15 protein-coding genes are annotated in these 15,652 nt (G+C 70.7%); 5 read left to right on the forward strand and 10 right to left on the reverse strand.

Going from position 1 to position 15,652, the window contains the following annotated elements:
- Positions 1-24 precede the first annotated feature (24 nt).
- From OHS59_RS07105 to OHS59_RS07120, 4 genes are all read left to right on the forward strand, one after another.
- Complete coding sequence (locus tag OHS59_RS07105) at positions 25-486, forward strand: universal stress protein (RefSeq protein ID WP_328492536.1); 462 nt, start codon at positions 25-27, stop codon at positions 484-486.
- Between the two features lie 236 nt (positions 487-722).
- Positions 723-1,268, forward strand: a complete 546-nt coding sequence (locus OHS59_RS07110; protein WP_189779141.1) for a sigma-70 family RNA polymerase sigma factor — start codon at positions 723-725, stop codon at positions 1,266-1,268.
- Between the two features lie 135 nt (positions 1,269-1,403).
- Entirely contained in the window at positions 1,404-1,919 is a 516-nt protein-coding gene (locus OHS59_RS07115) for a hypothetical protein (protein WP_328492537.1), read from the forward strand.
- A gap of 210 nt (positions 1,920-2,129) precedes the next feature.
- On the forward strand, positions 2,130-2,786 hold the full coding sequence (locus OHS59_RS07120) for an anti-sigma factor family protein (RefSeq protein ID WP_328492538.1): 657 nt from the start codon (positions 2,130-2,132) through the stop codon (positions 2,784-2,786).
- 52 nt (positions 2,787-2,838) lie between these two features.
- Here the strand turns inward: OHS59_RS07120 and OHS59_RS07125 are convergent, their stop codons facing one another.
- Positions 2,839-3,702, reverse strand: a complete 864-nt coding sequence (locus OHS59_RS07125; protein ID WP_328492539.1) for an Fpg/Nei family DNA glycosylase — start codon at positions 3,700-3,702, stop codon at positions 2,839-2,841.
- A gap of 125 nt (positions 3,703-3,827) precedes the next feature.
- Positions 3,828-5,906 carry a SpoIIE family protein phosphatase gene (locus OHS59_RS07130; RefSeq protein ID WP_328492540.1) on the reverse strand — a complete coding sequence of 693 codons (2,079 nt, stop codon included), beginning with the start codon at positions 5,904-5,906 and terminating at the stop codon, positions 3,828-3,830.
- 122 nt (positions 5,907-6,028) lie between these two features.
- On the opposite strand from OHS59_RS07130, the gene OHS59_RS07135 reads away from it, so the two are divergent.
- Positions 6,029-7,450 (forward strand): lipase maturation factor family protein, encoded by a 1,422-nt coding sequence (locus tag OHS59_RS07135; protein ID WP_328492541.1) that lies wholly within the window; start codon positions 6,029-6,031, stop codon positions 7,448-7,450.
- Here the strand turns inward: OHS59_RS07135 and OHS59_RS07140 are convergent.
- From OHS59_RS07140 to OHS59_RS07175, 8 genes are all read right to left on the reverse strand, one after another.
- Complete coding sequence (locus tag OHS59_RS07140; protein WP_328492542.1) at positions 7,398-8,315, reverse strand: amidohydrolase family protein; 918 nt, start codon at positions 8,313-8,315, stop codon at positions 7,398-7,400. The two genes, OHS59_RS07135 and OHS59_RS07140, sit on opposite strands and share 53 nt — an antisense overlap.
- Entirely contained in the window at positions 8,312-8,626 is a 315-nt protein-coding gene (locus OHS59_RS07145; RefSeq protein ID WP_328492543.1) for an L-rhamnose mutarotase, read from the reverse strand. The genes OHS59_RS07140 and OHS59_RS07145 overlap by 4 nt, the downstream gene beginning before the upstream one ends.
- Positions 8,623-9,657 carry an aldo/keto reductase gene (locus OHS59_RS07150; protein ID WP_328492544.1) on the reverse strand — a complete coding sequence of 345 codons (1,035 nt, stop codon included), beginning with the start codon at positions 9,655-9,657 and terminating at the stop codon, positions 8,623-8,625. The genes OHS59_RS07145 and OHS59_RS07150 overlap by 4 nt, the downstream gene beginning before the upstream one ends.
- 5 nt (positions 9,658-9,662) lie before the next feature.
- Positions 9,663-10,418 (reverse strand): SDR family NAD(P)-dependent oxidoreductase, encoded by a 756-nt coding sequence (locus tag OHS59_RS07155; protein WP_328492545.1) that lies wholly within the window; start codon positions 10,416-10,418, stop codon positions 9,663-9,665.
- The gene (locus tag OHS59_RS07160) at positions 10,415-11,803 is read right to left on the reverse strand and encodes an L-fuconate dehydratase (protein ID WP_328492546.1); all 1,389 of its coding nucleotides are present in this window, start codon (positions 11,801-11,803) and stop codon (positions 10,415-10,417) included. Before OHS59_RS07160 ends, OHS59_RS07155 begins: the two co-directional genes overlap by 4 nt.
- 123 nt (positions 11,804-11,926) lie before the next feature.
- Positions 11,927-12,964, reverse strand: coding sequence for an ABC transporter permease (locus OHS59_RS07165; protein ID WP_328492547.1), 1,038 nt, complete (start codon positions 12,962-12,964; stop codon positions 11,927-11,929).
- Complete coding sequence (locus OHS59_RS07170; protein ID WP_328492548.1) at positions 12,957-14,459, reverse strand: sugar ABC transporter ATP-binding protein; 1,503 nt, start codon at positions 14,457-14,459, stop codon at positions 12,957-12,959. The genes OHS59_RS07165 and OHS59_RS07170 overlap by 8 nt, the downstream gene beginning before the upstream one ends.
- Complete coding sequence (locus tag OHS59_RS07175; protein WP_328492549.1) at positions 14,456-15,538, reverse strand: sugar ABC transporter substrate-binding protein; 1,083 nt, start codon at positions 15,536-15,538, stop codon at positions 14,456-14,458. The genes OHS59_RS07170 and OHS59_RS07175 overlap by 4 nt, the downstream gene beginning before the upstream one ends.
- Positions 15,539-15,652: the final 114 nt, after the last annotated feature.

The following is a 15,652-nucleotide window of genomic DNA, read 5'->3' on the forward strand; positions in this document are numbered from 1 at the left end:
CGCCAGTTCCGATAGCCTCGGGCCGTGACGGAACAGCACTCCCACCAGTTCGAACGTGGCACCGACGGGCCCAAAGTCATCATGGCCGGCGTGGACGGCTCCGAGTCCTCGCTGCGCGCGGCCTCCTACGCGGCGGGGCTGGCCCGGCGGCAGCGGGCTCTGCTGACGCTGGTGTACGTACAGCCGGTGATGGCGGCGGGTGCGGCGCTCGGCGTCCCGGTCGCCGAGACGACCGACCAGATCGCCGAGGATCTGGTCCGGGACATCCAGGAGGCCGCCGAGCAGGTCAAGGGCATATTCGATGTGCGCTGGGAGTTCCACACCTTCCGCGGCGACCCGTACAACGGGCTCGTCTCGGCGGCCGAGCAGCTGAAGGCGGACGCCGTCGTGGTCGGCGCGTCGGAGCAGGCGGGGCACCGGATCGTCGGGTCCGTCGCCATCCGGCTGGTGAAGGCGGGCCGCTGGCCGGTGACGGTGGTGCCGTGACCCCGACCGCGGGCCGGCCCCTGCCGGGTGGTCGTCGGCCGGGTCCTGGACAGGTCCGACGGCCGGGTCGTCGGCCGAACGGTTGGCCGGACCGTCGAGGTCCGGACACATGCGGAGGCGGAGCCTTCCGTCCCGGTTGACCGTTCGTCGTACCGTTCGTCGACGGGTTCGACCGTCTGCCGACGAGCCCTGTCCTGGCCCTGTCCCGGCGGGACGCCCTGCGCTGGCATACGGCCATGACGGCCGCCATCACCATGACCAGCAGGACGACCGCCGAGCACGAGCTGGCCGAATTGCAGCGGGAGCACGGAGCACCGCTCTTCGCCCTGATGCTGAGGCTCTCCGACGGGGACCGCCAGCGCGCCGAGGACCTGGTGCAGGAGACGTTCGTACGCGCCTGGCAGCATCCAGAAGCCCTTCGCGCCGACGACTTCGACTCCGTACGGCCCTGGTTGCTGACCGTCGGGCGGCGCCTGGCCATCGACGCGCGACGGGCCCGGCAGGCGCGGCCCGCCGAGGTCGGGGACGCCGTGCTGGAGAGCGCGCGGGTCTCGGCGGACCACGCCGAACGCTCCGTCGCGACCCTCGATGTGCGGGAGGCTGTGAAGACTCTCACTCCCGAGCACCGTGAAGTCCTGGTGCAGGTGTACTTCCGGGGGGCCAGCGTGGCGGAGGCCGCCGCCGCCCTGGGTATTCCGGCCGGTACCGTGAAGTCCCGCGCGTACTACGCGCTGCGCGCCCTGCGCCGGGTTCTTCCGGGATACGCGGCCGACCTGCGGTGAAACCGCGGGTTAGGTCAAGCCTCCGTAAAGCGCCTTGCTGAGGATCATGGTTGAGCAATCAGCTGTCCTCATCCGTGTTCCCGACTGGGGCCCGGGTTCGGGCGACGCGTACGCACCGGAGGAAGGCAGGAAGGGATGCTGCACAGAGGTCAAGAGAGCACGGACGGCACCGGCGGCGGTGAACTCACCGTCCCCATGGCGTGGTTGTACGCGGAGTACATCGCCGACGAACTGCTGCGGACCGGCGACCTGATGCCGCCCACGTCCTTCGAGTTCAGAGCCGGGCGCGACGCGCTGGCTCTCACCATCTTCCTGTCCGACACCAGTGGCGAGCTCTCCGGCATCCGGGTGGTGACACAGCTGGAGACCTGGCTGTCGCTGACGGCGTACGACCAGCCGTGGCAGGACTGGGTGGGCGAGCGCATGGCCGGGCTCGCGGCCGAGGCCGCCGATTCGGGCGGTCCGTCGCCGGATCTGGATCTGGCGACGGCGGCCTGGCGCTGGCTGGAGGAGACCGAGCTGCTCGCGCCCGACCTGGACGCGGTGCCGGGCGGCGGGCCCGTCATCGGGGAGGACGACGGCCCGAAGGTCTGGACCCCGGCCTGGCGACTGGGGCTGCCCCTCGGCCATCTGGCGATCCATCTTTTCTGATTTTTCCGGCCGATCCCCCGACGGAGTTCCCCGGCGGACTCCCCTGACCAGTTTTTTTCGAACCTCGACCAATCCGTGGGCCCGACCGCTCCGAATCTCCAGGTTGCATTCCGGACGGGACTTGAGTGATTCGGCGGTCCCCTGCGTACCGGTGGGCAAGTAGCTACTCCCCGCACACCCCCACCCATCGGCACGGCATGAGGATTTGGTATGAGGTCGCTGGAACGCCACCGCGACGTCGGCGCATACGCGCTAGGCGTGCTGGACGAGGCGGATGCCTTCCGCTTCGAGGACCACCTCATGGAGTGTCCCCAGTGTGCGGTTCAGATACATGAACTGTCCGCGACGACACGGTCGTTGCGGGCGTACGCCGAGGCGACGCCACGCTCGGTGAACCCCATGACCCAGGCGGGACCGGGCCTCCTGGACCGGCTCCTGGACGATGTCGTCACGGCCCGCAGGAGCGGGCGCAGGCGCTGGCTGTTCGCGGTCGCCGCCGCCGTGGTCTTCGCCGTCGGGGGGCCCGCTGTGGCGGTCTTCTCCGGGGACGAGAGCTCCGGCGCCACGACGCTCGCCGCGACCGATCCGGGGACGGGCGTATGGGCCGAGGTCACCACCCAGGATCGGGCCTACGGCAGCGAGGTGGACGCGAAGGTCAAGAACGCCTCCGCCGACCAGTCCTGCGAACTCGTCGCCATCGGCCACGACGACTCGGAACAGGTCATCCTGAGCTGGACCGTGCCCAAGGGGGCCGCCGCGCCCTCCGCCGGCATGCAGGGCGCGGCGGCGATGCATCCCGCGGACATCGTCCGGTACGAGGTGCGCACGACGGACGGGAAGCGTCTCGTGACGATCGAGGCGCCCTGAGGCCCGGCCGGTCGACTTCCCGGAGCCGGCCGACCGGCAAGACTCCGGGGGGTCACTTCAGGAACTTGGACATCCTGCGGTCCGCGAGGGGCTTGCCGCCCGTCTGGCAGGTCGGGCAGTACTGGAGCGACGAGTCGCTGAAGGAGACCTCGCGGACGGTGTCTCCGCAGACCGGGCAGGGTTCGCCGGTGCGTCCGTGGACGCGCAGGCCGCTCTTCTTCTCGGCCTTGAGCCGGCCCGCGGCCACTCCGCGGGACCGCTCGACGGCCTCCTTGAGGGTGGCCCGCAAGGCCTCGTACAGCCGCCGGGTCTCCTGCGGGGTCAGTGCGGAGGCCAGCTTGAAGGGCGACATCTTCGCGGCGTGCAGGATCTCGTCGCTGTAGGCGTTCCCCACCCCCGCGATCAGGCTCTGGTCGCGCAGGGCGCCCTTCAGCTGTCTGCGCTCGCCCGCCAGGAGTCCGGCGAAGCGGGCCTCGTCGAAGTCGTCGGCCAGCGGGTCCGGGCCGAGGCGGGCCACCCCGGGAACTTCCCCCGGGTCCCGTACGACGTACACCGCCAGCCGTTTCTGGGTGCCGGCCTCGGTGAGGTCGAAGCCCTCGCCGGTCTCCAGGGCGACGCGCATGGCAAGAGGGCCCTTGCCGGGGCGGGGCGGCCCGTCGGGCAGCCGGTCCTTCCAGTGGAGCCAGCCCGCCCGGGCCAGATGCGTGACGAAGTGCGGGCCGTCGGCGGTCTCCAGGTCCAGGAACTTGCCGTGCCGGTGCACGGCCGTGACCTCGCGGCCCTCCAGAGCGCCGAGCGGCGGGTCGTACGTCTTCAGCACACTGATCGCGACGGGCAGCACGCGGATGATCTCGTGGCCGACCAGATGGCCGACCAGGAAGTCCTTCAACGCTTCGACCTCGGGCAGTTCCGGCATGGCTCCAGGGTGCCACCGACGCCCCGGCAGGGGCGCGGGGCTGTGTCATTCGAGCGGCTCCGCCGCGTGGGCGCGCTCAGCCCTCACGGAGCCGCACTCGACACCCGCGCGGGCCCCGGGGCCCCTCACTCCCGATCCGGCACCAGGAACTCGCACCACACGCACTTGCCGCTGCCCCGCGCCTCCACGCCCCACACGTCCGCGATGCGGTCCACCAGCAGGAGGCCCCGCCCGGAGACGCCGGACTCCCCCGCCTCCCGGCGCCGGGGAAGCGCGCTGGACGCGTCCTCGACCTCGACGCGCAGGCGCCGGCCGGGGCCGGGGAGAGCCCGCAGGGTGACGATCGCGGAGCCCTCCGTGTGCATGAGAGCGTTGGTGATCAGTTCGTCGGCGATCAGCTCGATCTCGTCGGCGCGCTCGCGGGCGCCCCAGGCCCGCACGGCGGCGTGGACCATGTGCCGCGCCTCGGTGAGGGCCTCGGGGTCCCCGGGCCCGACGTGCTGCTGGACCCGCCCGCCGGAGTGCCGCGCGGCCAGGCCCGTGCGGCGGAGCAGGAGCAGCGCCACGTCGTCCTCACCACCGCGTTCCTCGGCGACGTCGATGAGCCGGTCGGCGAGGTCGCGGACGTCGTCGGGTCCCGTGGCGACGAGCGCGCGGAGGGTGCGCATACCGTCGTCGAGGTCGATTCCCGGCTGTTCGACCAGGCCGTCGGTGCACAGGATCAGTGTCTGCCCGGGGTCGAGTTCGAGGGTGTTCACCGGGTATTCGAGGCGCCCGAACTCGGCGGACAGGCCGAGCGGCAGGCCCCCTTCGACGGCGAGCCGGTGGCAGCGGCGGTCGGTGTCGCGGACCAGCGGGTCGATGTGGCCGGCCCGGACGACCTGGACCACTCCGGTGGTCAGGTCCGCCTCCGCGTACAGGCAGGTCGCGAAGCGCTCGGTGTCGAGTTCGTGCAGGAAGACGGAGGCGCGGGCCATGACGGTCGCGGGGGTGTGGCCCTCGGCCGCGTAGGCGCGCAGGACGATACGCAGCTGGCCCATGACGGCGGCGGCGTGCGTGTCGTGTCCCTGGACGTCGCCGATGACGGCTCCGACCCGGCCGCCGGGCAGCGGGATCACGTCGTACCAGTCGCCGCCGATCTCTCGGCCGAGGGAGCCGGAGCGGTACCGCACGGCGATGTCGGCGCCGGGGACGCTCGGGATCCTGCGCGGCAGCATGGCCTGCTGGAGGCCCTGGGCGAGGTCCTTCTCCTGCTCGTAGAACATGGCGCGCTGGAGGCTCTGCGCGATGCTGCTGCCGAGGGCGACGAGGACGTTGCGGTCCTGGGCCGAGAAGCCGCGCCGGTCGTTGTAGAGGAGGCCCATGGCCCCGATGGGCCTGGCCTGCGCGATGAGGGGCAGATAGGCCGCCGAGGTGATGTCGAGTTCGGTGATGTGCGGCCACAGCAGCGGATAGAGCTCGGCGAACTGCTTCGGCGACTCGATGAAGCGCGGGGTGAGGGTGCGCACGACCTCGCTCATCGGGTACTGCTCGTCGATGCCGGTGACCAGGGTGCCCGGCACGAAGCTGCCCTTGGGGCCCTCGGCGACCAGGCGGATGCGGCCGGCCTCGACGAGGCCCATGACGAGGCTGGTCGCGCCCAGGTGGGTGACGCCCTGGTTGTTCTTGAGGACGTCGATGACGTCCTGGACGGTGCGGGCGTGTGCGAGGGCCGCCGTGGTGATCTGTACGACGTTCGTCTGCCTGCGGCGGGCCTCGTCGTCCAGGGTGGCCTGCTCGCGGCGGTCCCGGGCCTCGCTCAGCTCCTCGGTGGCGTCGCGGACGATGCCGAAGATACGGCGCGGCCGGCCGGTCGCGTCGCGCTGGATGTAGCCCTGGGTGTGGGTCCAGCGCAGGCTGCCGTCCCGGCGGCGGATACGGAAGTACGCCCCGTAGTTCTCGCTGCCGTCCTTGAGCGCCTGCGAGACGTACGTGTCCACGCGGTGGGCCTCGTCCGGCGGCACCCGCGCGGCCAGGTTCTCCGGGCGGTCCGCGTACTCCTCGGGAAGCATGTCGAAGATCTCGTGGGCCAGCGCGTCCATCCGCATGACACCGGTGTCCAGGTCCCAGTCGAAACTGCCCATGCGGTTGAGCGCCAGGATCGGATCCGGGTGGGCGGGCCAGTCGTCCGGGAGTGACAGACCGCTCGCACCCCGATCAACCATGAGCCCACCTTGTCAGGGTTTACCCGAATCCTCGACTCGTAGGACGTAACCTGGTCGCTCATCGAGCGGGGTCACACAGCGTCACCAGGAGAGGGACTCGAAGGGGGAAGGGAGCGCAGGACGTGGAGTGGTTCACCGCCTCCGAGTACTGGACGAGCCGGCTTCTCCTCCAGCGGGCGCTGGCCGTGCTCTATCTCGTCGCGTTCCTGGGCGCGGCCCTGCAGTTCCGGGCGCTGATCGGCGAGCGGGGCATGCTGCCGGTGTCCCGGTTCGTGGCCCGGGTGCCGTTCCGGCGGGCCCCGAGCGTGTTCCAGCTCCACTGCTCCGACCGTTTCTTCGCGGCCTGGGCCTGGACGGGCTGCGCGGTGTCGCTGGCGCTCGTCGCGGGGCTGCACGACCGACTGCCCCTGTGGGGCGGCATGCTGCTCTGGCTGGTCCCCTGGCTGCTCTACCTGTCGATCGTGAACGTCGGCCAGACCTGGTACGGCTTCGGATGGGAGTCGCTGCTCCTGGAGACCGGCTTCCTCGCGGTGTTCCTGGGCAACGACGAGATCGCGCCACCCGTCGTGGTGCTCTTCCTGCTGCGCTGGATCCTGTTCCGCGTGGAGTTCGGGGCCGGTCTGATCAAGATGCGCGGCGACGCCTGCTGGCGCAGGCTCACCTGCCTGGACTACCACCATGAGACCCAGCCGATGCCGGGTCCGCTGAGCTGGTTCTTCCACCGTCTCCCGAAGCCGTTCCACCGGGTCGAGGTGGCCGCCAACCACGTCACCCAACTCGTGGTGCCCGTCCTGCTGTTCGCCCCGCAGCCGGTCGCCTCGGCCGCTGCGGCCCTGATGATCGTCACCCAGTTGTGGCTGGTCCTGTCAGGGAACTTCTCCTGGCTGAACTGGATCACGATCGTGCTCGCCCTGTCGGCCCTGGAGCTGCCCGGCAAGGCACCGGACGTGCCCGGCACCCCGATCTGGTACGAGGTGGTGGTCCTGTCGGCCGCGGCGCTGATCGTGGTTCTCAGCCACGGGCCGGTCCGCAACATGATCTCCCGCGGCCAGGCCATGAACCGCTCCTTCGACCCGCTGCACCTGGTGAACACCTACGGGGCGTTCGGCAGCGTCAGCCGGATCCGGTACGAGGTGGTGGTCGAGGGGACGGCCGACGCGGTGCCTCGCGAGGACGCGGGCTGGCTGGAGTACGAGTTCAGGGGCAAGCCGGGCGATCCCCGGCGCTGGCCCCGCCAGTTCGCCCCGTACCACCTGCGGCTCGACTGGATGATGTGGTTCGCAGCGCTCTCCCCCTCCTACGCCGACCCATGGTTCGGCGGTTTCGTGGAACGGCTCCTGGAGAACGACCGCGACACCCTGCGCCTCCTGCGCCGCTCCCCGTTCCCGCCGGACGCGCCGCCGCACTACGTCCGGGCCCGCCTCTACCGTTACCGGTACACGACCTGGCAGGAGCTGTGGAGCACGGGCGCGTGCTGGGAGCGGACCTTCGTCAGGGATTTCCTGCCGCCGACGCGGCTGGACCGCGAGCCTCGGGGACCGTAGACCCGAGTCGGAGTCCGTAGACACGGGTCGCGGTGCCCGCGAAGATCTCCTCCCGCTCGCTCTCGCCGAGTTTCCCGGTCAACCGGGCCGCGATGTCGACGACTTCGGCGTACGAGGCGACGAGCGTGCACACCGGCCAGTCGGAGCCGAACATGAGCCGACCGGGTCCGAAGGCTTCGAGCACCGTGTCCGCGTAGGGCGCCAGGTCTCCGACCGACCAGCCCCGCGGGTCCGCCTCCGTGACCATTCCGGAGAGCTTGCAGACGGTGTTCGGCAGGGCGGCGAGGGCCCGGACGCCGGTGGCCCAGGGTTCCGGCTCTCCGGTGGCGATGGACGGCTTGCCCAAGTGGTCGAGCACGAAGGTGAGGTCGGGATGCCGTTCCGCCGCCCGCGCGCAGGCGGGGAGTTGGTGCGGCAGGACGACGAGGTCGTAGGCCAGGCCCGCCTCGGCGACCGCCGCCAGTCCTCGGCGGACATCCTCGCGCAGCAGCCATTCCGGGTCCGGTTCGCCCTGGACCTGGTGCCGGATGCCCTTGAGGTGACGGCCGCCCGGCAGTTCGCGCAGGCGCGCCAGTTCGTCCGCGACGTCGGGGCGGGTGAGGTCGGTCCAGCCGACGACCGCGCCGATCAGGTCGCTGCTCTCCGCGAGCGCCAGGAACTCCGGAGTCTCCTGCGCGACCGTGACCGTCTGCACGAGGACGCCGCGGGAGACTCCGGCGGCGCGGGCCTCCGGAGCCAGGTCCTCGACAGTGAAGTTCCTCCGCAGCGGAGCGAGTTCGGGGCCCGCGATCCAGTCCTGGTCCCGTACCGACAGGTCCCAGACGTGGTGGTGGGCGTCGACCACACCCGTGCGGCCGGCCGTCACGGCAGCTCCCAGACGACCGGCAGCCCGGCCTGCGAGCCCTCGGCCGAGTAGTCGTGGACCACGTCGAGCAGCTGTGCCATCCGGGACTGCCAGGCGATGTTGACGGGCAGCTTCTCCAGCTCGGCGAGCAGCCTCGGGTAGTCCTCGCACTCCAGGAGGTGGAAGAGGTCGGGGCCGCTGCGCCAGATCGTCCAGGACGTGGCGCCCGCGGCGCGGATCGCGTCCGTGAGTTCCTCGGGAACCTCGCGATGGGCGGCCTCGTACGCGGCGATGCGGTCGACGCGGACCTTGGTGTGCAGGGCGACTCTCATGACGGCTCCTCGGACTGCCCCTCGGACGGGTCGTCGAACGGCTTCTCGCCCGGCACCGGGGCCTCGGCGGGCAGGAGACCCGTCTCCCGCAGTTCCTGCCAGAGGCCCGCGGGCACGTCGGCCGTGAACTGCTCCACGCAGTCACGCACTTCATGGGGAGAGCGGGCACCCACGAGGACGGCCGCGACCGCCGGGTGGGCGGCGCAGAAGGCCAGGGCTGCCGCGCGCAGGGTGGTGCCGTGGCGGTCCGCGACCGCCCTGAGAGCCAGGGCCCGGTCCAGCAGCCCGGGCGGCGCGGCGGCGTAGTTGTACCTCGCGCCGGGCTTCGGGTCGGCCAGCAGACCGGAGTTGAAGGCGCCGCCGATGACGACGGACGTGCCGCGTTCCTTGGCGGCCGGCAGCAGGTCGGTGAGGGCCCGCTGGTCGAGCAGCGTGTAGCGGCCTGCGCAGAGCACCACGTCGACATCGGTGTCGCGGACGAAGCGGGTGAGCATCTCGGCCTGGTTCATGCCCGCGCCTATCGCGCCCACCACGCCCTCCGAACGCAGCTTCTCCAGGGCCGGATATCCCTCGCGGAAGGCATCTTCGGCATGGTCGTCCGGGTCGTGGAGGTAGACGACGTCCACCCGGTCGAGGCCGAGCCGCTCCAGACTGGCGTCGAGGGTGCGCCGTATCCCGTCCGCGCTGAAGTCCCACACGCGGCGGTGCGTGGCGGGCACCGCGAACCCGTTGGCCAGGTCGTCGCCGCCCGCGTCGGTGGGTTCCAGGCGGCGGCCCACCTTGGTCGAGACGGTGTACGCCGACCGGGGGCGCTCGCGCAGGGCCGCGCCGAGGCGTCGTTCGGAGTGGCCTATGCCGTAGTGGGGCGCGGTGTCGAAGTAGCGGATGCCCGCGTCCCAGGCGGCGTTCACGGTCTCGTGCGCCTGCTCCTCGGGGACCTCGCTGTAGAGACTGCCGATACCGGCGGCGCCGAGGGCCAGCGCCGTGACGCCGACGGAGCCGCGGCCGAGCGTACGAGTACCTGTACGCATCCCGGTCACCGCCCCGCCGGACGCAGCCGCAGCCCCTGCATGCCACCGTCGACCGCGAGGGCCGTGCCGGTGGTCGCACCCGACAGCGGACTCGCCAAGTAGGCGATGGCGCCCGCGACTTCGTCGGCCGAGACAAGGCGTCCGCTTGGCTGGCGGGCCTCCAGGGCGGCCCGCTCGGCGGCCGGGTCGGGCGCGGCGTCCAGAAGGCGGCCGACCCACGGGGTGTCCGCCGTGCCGGGGTTCACGCAGTTGACGCGGATGCCCTCACGGACGTGGTCGGCGGCCATGGCGAGGGTCAGCGACAGAACGGCGCCCTTGGACGCGGAGTACAGGGCGCGCTGCGGGAGGCCCGCGGTGGCCGCGATGGAGCAGGTGTTCACGACGGCCGCGTGCGAGGACTTCCGCAGGTGCGGCAGCGCGGCCCGGGCCGTGCGGACCATGCCGACGACGTTGACGTCCATGACGCGGTGCCAGGCCTCGTCGTCGTTGTCCTCGATCGTGCCCTGGGCGCCGATGCCCGCGTTGTTGACCAGTACGTCGAGGCCGCCGAGGTCGGCGACCGCGGCGGCGACGGCCCGGCGTACGGACTCGTCGTCGGAGACGTCCGCCCGGTAGCCGAGCAGCGGCTTCTCGACGCTCGCCGGGTCCAGGTCGAGCACGGCGACCTGGGCGCCGCGGGCCGCGAGGAGTTCCGCTGTGGCCCGGCCGATGCCGGAGGCGCCGCCCGTCACCAGGGCCTTGAGTCCCTCGAAGTCACTCATGCCGCCTGCTCCTTCTGCTGCCGCTTCCGCTGGTCCTGCTGCTCTTCTTGCTGCCGGTCGAGGTCGGCGGCCCAGAACGTGCCGCCGGGGAACGTGAACTCGGCGATGGACTCCGGCCGCATGGTCGCCGAGAAGCCCGGTGCGGTGGGTGCCATGTAGCGACCCTCTCCGATCACCACCGGGTCGAGGAAGTGGTCGTGCAGATGGTCGACGTACTCGATCACGCGGTTCTCGGTCGTCCCCGACAGCGCCACGTAGTCGAACATCGAGAGGTGCTGGACGAGTTCGCACAGTCCGACGCCGCCGGCGTGCGGGCAGACGGGGACACCGAACTTGGCCGCGAGGAGCAGGATCGCGAGATTCTCGTTGACACCGCCGACCCGGGCCGCGTCGATCTGCAGGACGTCGATCGCGCCCGCCTGGAGCAGCTGCTTGAAGACGATCCGGTTCTGTACGTGTTCACCGGTGGCGACCTTGACCGGTGCGACGGCCTTGCGGACGGCGGCATGGCCGAGGATGTCGTCGGGGCTGGTGGGTTCCTCGATCCAGTACGGGTCGAACTCGGCCAGCGCCTTGGTCCACTCGATGGCCTCGTCGACGTTCCACCGCTGGTTGGCGTCGATGGCGATCCGGATGTCGGGGCCGACGACGGCTCTGGCCACCCGGCAGCGCCGGACGTCGTCCGCGAGGTCCGCGCCGACCTTCAGCTTGATCTGGGTGAAGCCGTCGGCGACGGCCTGCCGGGCCAGCCGGGTGAGCTTCTCGTCGGAGTAGCCCAGCCAGCCGGGCGAGGTGGTGTAGCCGGGAAAGCCGCGCTCCTTCAGCAGGGCGGTGCGTTCCGCCGCGCCCTCCCGGCCCTGCCGCAGCAGCCGGAGCGCGTCCTCGGGGGTGAGGACGTCCGCGATGTACCGGAAGTCCACCTGGGCCACGAGCCATTCGGGGGTGGCGTCGGCGAGGAGCTGCCACAGGGGCTTGCGGGCGCGCTTGGCGGCGAGGTCCCAGACGGCGTTGACGACGGCACCGATCGCCATGTGCATCACGCCCTTCTCGGGCCCGAGCCAGCGCAGTTGGCTGTCGCCCGTGAGGTCGCGGGCCAGTGATCCGGGGTCCGCGCACAACTCGTCGACCGACCGCCCGACGACGTGCGGGCGCAGCGCCTCGATCGCGGCGACCTGGACATCGTTGCCCCGCCCGATGGTGAAGGTGAACCCGTGCCCCTCCGACCCGCCGTCGGCGTCGTCACCATCGGTACGCAGGACGACGTAGGCGGCCGAGTAGTCGGGATCCGGATTCATGGCATCGGACCCGTCGAGCTCACGCGAGGTGGGAAATCGAATGTCGTAGGTGTCGACCGCGGTGATGCGGAGGTCGGCGGATGAGGACACAGAGGTGCCTTTCGATCAGGGACAAGGGGGCGGACTGTCGAAATCCGGCGCACTGGGGCGCCCCGTCAGGGGCGCGGGGAACTGCGCGGCCGGCCACAACGCACCCGCAGGTGCAAACCACGCTCAGTCCTGCGCCCGGCCGGTCGTCACTCGGGCGATCATCAGAGCGACCAGGATGATCCCCCCATAAATGGCCTGGATCCAGAACGACGGCACCTGCGCAAGGGTCAACAGGTTCTGGACCACTCCAAGAAGAAGGACGCCCGTAAGGGCGCCGAACATCGTGCCCTTGCCTCCGTCGAGGCTGATCCCCCCGATCACCGCGGCGGCGAACACCGTGAAGATCATGTTCTGCCCCTGGTTGGCGTTGATCGCGCCGACATAGCCGGTCTGCATCAGCCCGCCGACCGCGGCGAGCGTCCCCGCGACGACGAACACGCCGAGCATGACGCGTTCGACACGGATACCGGCCGCGCGTGCCGCGTCCGGGTTGCCGCCGATCGCGTACAGGGCCCGTCCCCAGCGGTGGTACTTGAGGACGAAGCCGGCCACGCCGAACGCCGCCGCCGCGAGCCACACCGAGATCGGCACGGTCAGGAAGGTGGTGGTGGCCAGTGTGTAGAAGGCGTCGGGCATCCCGAACAGCGTCTTGCCCTCGGTCGCGCCGACGAGCAGACCGCGCAGGATGATCAGCATCGCGAGCGTCACGATGAACGCGTTGAGTTTGAGCTTCACGACGAGGATGCCGTTGAACCCGCCGATGACCGCGCCCACCAGGAGGATGGCGAGCAGGGCGACCCCGGCGGGCATCTCGGTGCCCCAGCCGGACTGCGTCGCGGGCAGCAGCAACAGCGCGCCGACGGCGGGCGCGATGCCGACGACCGACTCCAGGGACAGGTCGAACTTACCGGTGATGAGTACGAGCGACTCGGCGAGGACCACCATCGCGAGGGCCGCCGAGGCGCCCAGGATGGAGATGATGTTCTGCTCGGTGAGGAAGGCGTCGTTGACGAACGCGCCGAGCACGAGCAGCAGCAACAGCGCCGGTACGAGGGCGAGTTCGCGTGCCCTGCGCAGGAGTACGGCCTTGGCGTCGGCCTTGCTCTTCAGGGGCCGCAGGGGGGTGGAGGCCGAGGCCGACGGGGCCTTCGTGTCAGCCATGGTGGTCCACTCCTTCGATGGAGGCGATCAGCTCGTGGTCGCGCCAGCCCGCCGGGTGCTCGGCGACGACACGGCCGTGGAAGAGGACGAGGACGCGGTCGCAGCGGCGCAGGTCGTCGAGTTCGTCGGAGACGACGAGGACGGCGGTGCCGTCGTCGCGGGCCGAGTCCATGCGGGAGAGCAGGGACTCCTTGGACTTCACGTCGACGCCCGCGGTGGGGTTGATCAGGACCAGCAGCCTGGGGTCGGAGGCGAGGGCCCTGGCCATGACGACCTTCTGCGCGTTGCCGCCGGAGAGGTCGGACACGGGCTGGTCGGGCCCCTCGGTGTGGATGTCGAGGCGCTCGATCAGCTCGTCGGCGAAGCCCCGCTTGCGGTCGGTGCCGACGAATCCGTACCGGCCGAGGCGGTCCAGGACGCTCATGGTGGCGTTGTCGCCGACGGTCATCCCGAAGACGAGTCCCTGCCCGTGCCGGTCGCGCGGTACGCAGCCGACGCCGGCCCGCAGGGCGGCCGTCACATCGCCGAACGGCAGCCGCTCGCCCTCCAGTTGGGCGGTGCCACCGGTCGGTGTGTGCAGTCCGGTGAAGGACTCGGCCAGCTCGATCTTGCCGCTGCCGCTGGACCCGGCGAGACCGACGACCTCCCCGCCGCGCACGGTCAGGTCGACGCTCTCGTACCACTCGGACGTGAGCCCGTGTGCTTCGAGGACGACGGGCGCGTCGGCGGCCACCTCTCCGCGGGCGGCCTTCTCCTCCACGGCGGCGATGGACTCGCCCGCCATGGCCTCGATCAGGGCGGCCCGTGGCAGGTCGGCCACCGGTGCGGTGGTGATCCAGCGGGCGTCCCGCAGGACCGTCACGGTCTGGCACACCTCGTACACCTCCTGGAGGTGGTGCGAGATGAACAGGAAGGTGACGCCCGACTCCTGGAGTGCGCGCATCCTCGTGAAGAGGCGCTCGATCTCGCGGTTGTCGAGCTGGGCGGTCGGCTCGTCGAGGACGATGAACCGCGCTCCGAAGCTCAACGCCCTTGCGATCTCGACCATTTGGCGGTCCTCGACCTTGAGGTCGGCGGTCCGCGCCTCCGGGTCGACCCGCACGTCCCAGGTGTCCAGGACCTCGGCCGCCTCGCTCTTCAGCCGCCGCCAGCTGATGAACCCGCCGCGGCCCAGCGGCTGCCGGTTGATGAAGAGGTTCTCGGCGACCGTCAACTCCGGTACGACGGTGGGCTTCTGGTAGACGCAGGCCACCTTGCGCCGCCAGGCGTCCCGGTCGGACAGCGCGGGCGCGGGCCCGCCGTCGAAACTGACCGTGCCCTCGTCGGGAGCCTGGAGGCCGGTCAGGACGGTGACGAGGGTGGACTTGCCCGCGCCGTTGCGGCCGACGAGGGCGTGGGACTCGCCCGCGTGCACGGTCAGTTGGCCGTCGGCGAGGGCGACGGTGGGGCCGTACCGCTTGGCGATGCCCCGCGCCTCAACTAGTGGTGTGCTCATTTGACCGTGTTGCCCCACAGCTCGGGGTCGTCGACGTTGTCCTTGGTCACCAGCGGCGCGGGCAGCTGGTCCTCAAGGATGCCGCTGGGCAGCTTGACGATCTCCGAGTCGTGGTCGGTCGGACCCGGCTCGAAGGTCTTCCCCGCCATCGCCGCCTTGATGTAGTACATGCCATACTTGGCGTAGAGGTCGGCTGGCTGCGAGACGGTGGCGTCTATCTCGCCCTTGCGGATGGCGTCGTACTCCTGCGGGATGCCGTCGTTCGAGACGATCGAGATGTGACCCTTGGCGCCGGCCTTCTTCAGCAGCCCCTTGGACTTGAGGGTCTGCAGCGTGGGTGCGAGGTAGACGCCGCCCGCCTGCATGTAGATGCCCTTGATGTCGGGGTTGGCGTTCAGGAGGGTGTCCAGCTTGGAGGCCGCGGTGTCGGACTCCCACTTGGCGGGGATCTCCAGGACCTTCAGCTTCGGGAACTTCTCCTTCACGCAGGTACGGAAGGCCTCGGAGCGGTCCCGGCCGTTGACCGAGGCGAGGTCGCCCATGATCTGCACGACCTTGCCGGAGGGGATCTCCTTGCCGAGGTACTCGCAGGCCTTCTCCCCGTACGCGACGTTGTTGGCGCGTACGACCATCGCGACCTTGCCCTTCTCGGGCGCCACGTCGACGGCGACCACGGGCACGCCCTTGCGTTCGGCCTGGTCGAGGCCCGCGGAGATCGCGGCGCTGTCCAGGGGGGCCACGACGAGGCCCTTCACGCCCTGGTTGAGCTGGTTGTTGATGTCCGTGATCTGCTGCGTCGGGTCGCTGTTGGAGTTGACGGTCTTGAGTGCGTCGACGTCCTCGGCCTTCGCCATCTTGGGCACGTAGTCGTTGTACGACTGCCAGAACGGCGAGGTCAGCAGGGGCAGGATGACCCCGACCTTGCCACTGCCGTCGCCCTTGCCGCCGCCGGAGTCGACGGTGTCCTTGGTGCTGCCGCATGCCGTGAGCGCGAGGGCGGCGCAGACGGCCGTGGCCGCCGCACGTATCGCCCGCGAGGTGCTTCGCCCGTTCCTGTACCGCACAGTTCTGCCGGCCATCTATCGGCTCCTCGTTGAGCTTGATCCAGCGTGATCGAGCAGGTGCCAGGCATATTTATCAGACCACTTCGCTTCGACAACACCCCTGGGCCGTGATTTTTGCTGTTTTTGCGC

Source organism: Streptomyces sp. NBC_00414, assembly GCF_036038375.1.
Taxonomy (GTDB): domain Bacteria; phylum Actinomycetota; class Actinomycetes; order Streptomycetales; family Streptomycetaceae; genus Streptomyces.

Excerpts from the sequence above, each read along its gene's own strand:
- OHS59_RS07110 (WP_189779141.1), top strand. The coding sequence starts at position 723 with ATGACGGCCGCCATCACCATGACCAGCAGGACGACCGCCGAGCACGAG.
- OHS59_RS07115 (WP_328492537.1), top strand. The coding sequence starts at position 1,404 with ATGCTGCACAGAGGTCAAGAGAGCACGGACGGCACCGGCGGCGGTGAA.
- OHS59_RS07120 (WP_328492538.1), top strand. The coding sequence starts at position 2,130 with ATGAGGTCGCTGGAACGCCACCGCGACGTCGGCGCATACGCGCTAGGC.
- OHS59_RS07125 (WP_328492539.1), bottom strand. The coding sequence starts at position 3,702 with ATGCCGGAACTGCCCGAGGTCGAAGCGTTGAAGGACTTCCTGGTCGGC.
- OHS59_RS07130 (WP_328492540.1), bottom strand. The coding sequence starts at position 5,906 with ATGGTTGATCGGGGTGCGAGCGGTCTGTCACTCCCGGACGACTGGCCC.
- OHS59_RS07145 (WP_328492543.1), bottom strand. The coding sequence starts at position 8,626 with ATGAGAGTCGCCCTGCACACCAAGGTCCGCGTCGACCGCATCGCCGCG.
- OHS59_RS07150 (WP_328492544.1), bottom strand. The coding sequence starts at position 9,657 with ATGCGTACAGGTACTCGTACGCTCGGCCGCGGCTCCGTCGGCGTCACG.
- OHS59_RS07155 (WP_328492545.1), bottom strand. The coding sequence starts at position 10,418 with ATGAGTGACTTCGAGGGACTCAAGGCCCTGGTGACGGGCGGCGCCTCC.
- OHS59_RS07165 (WP_328492547.1), bottom strand. The coding sequence starts at position 12,964 with ATGGCTGACACGAAGGCCCCGTCGGCCTCGGCCTCCACCCCCCTGCGG.
- OHS59_RS07170 (WP_328492548.1), bottom strand. The coding sequence starts at position 14,459 with ATGAGCACACCACTAGTTGAGGCGCGGGGCATCGCCAAGCGGTACGGC.
- OHS59_RS07175 (WP_328492549.1), bottom strand. The coding sequence starts at position 15,538 with ATGGCCGGCAGAACTGTGCGGTACAGGAACGGGCGAAGCACCTCGCGG.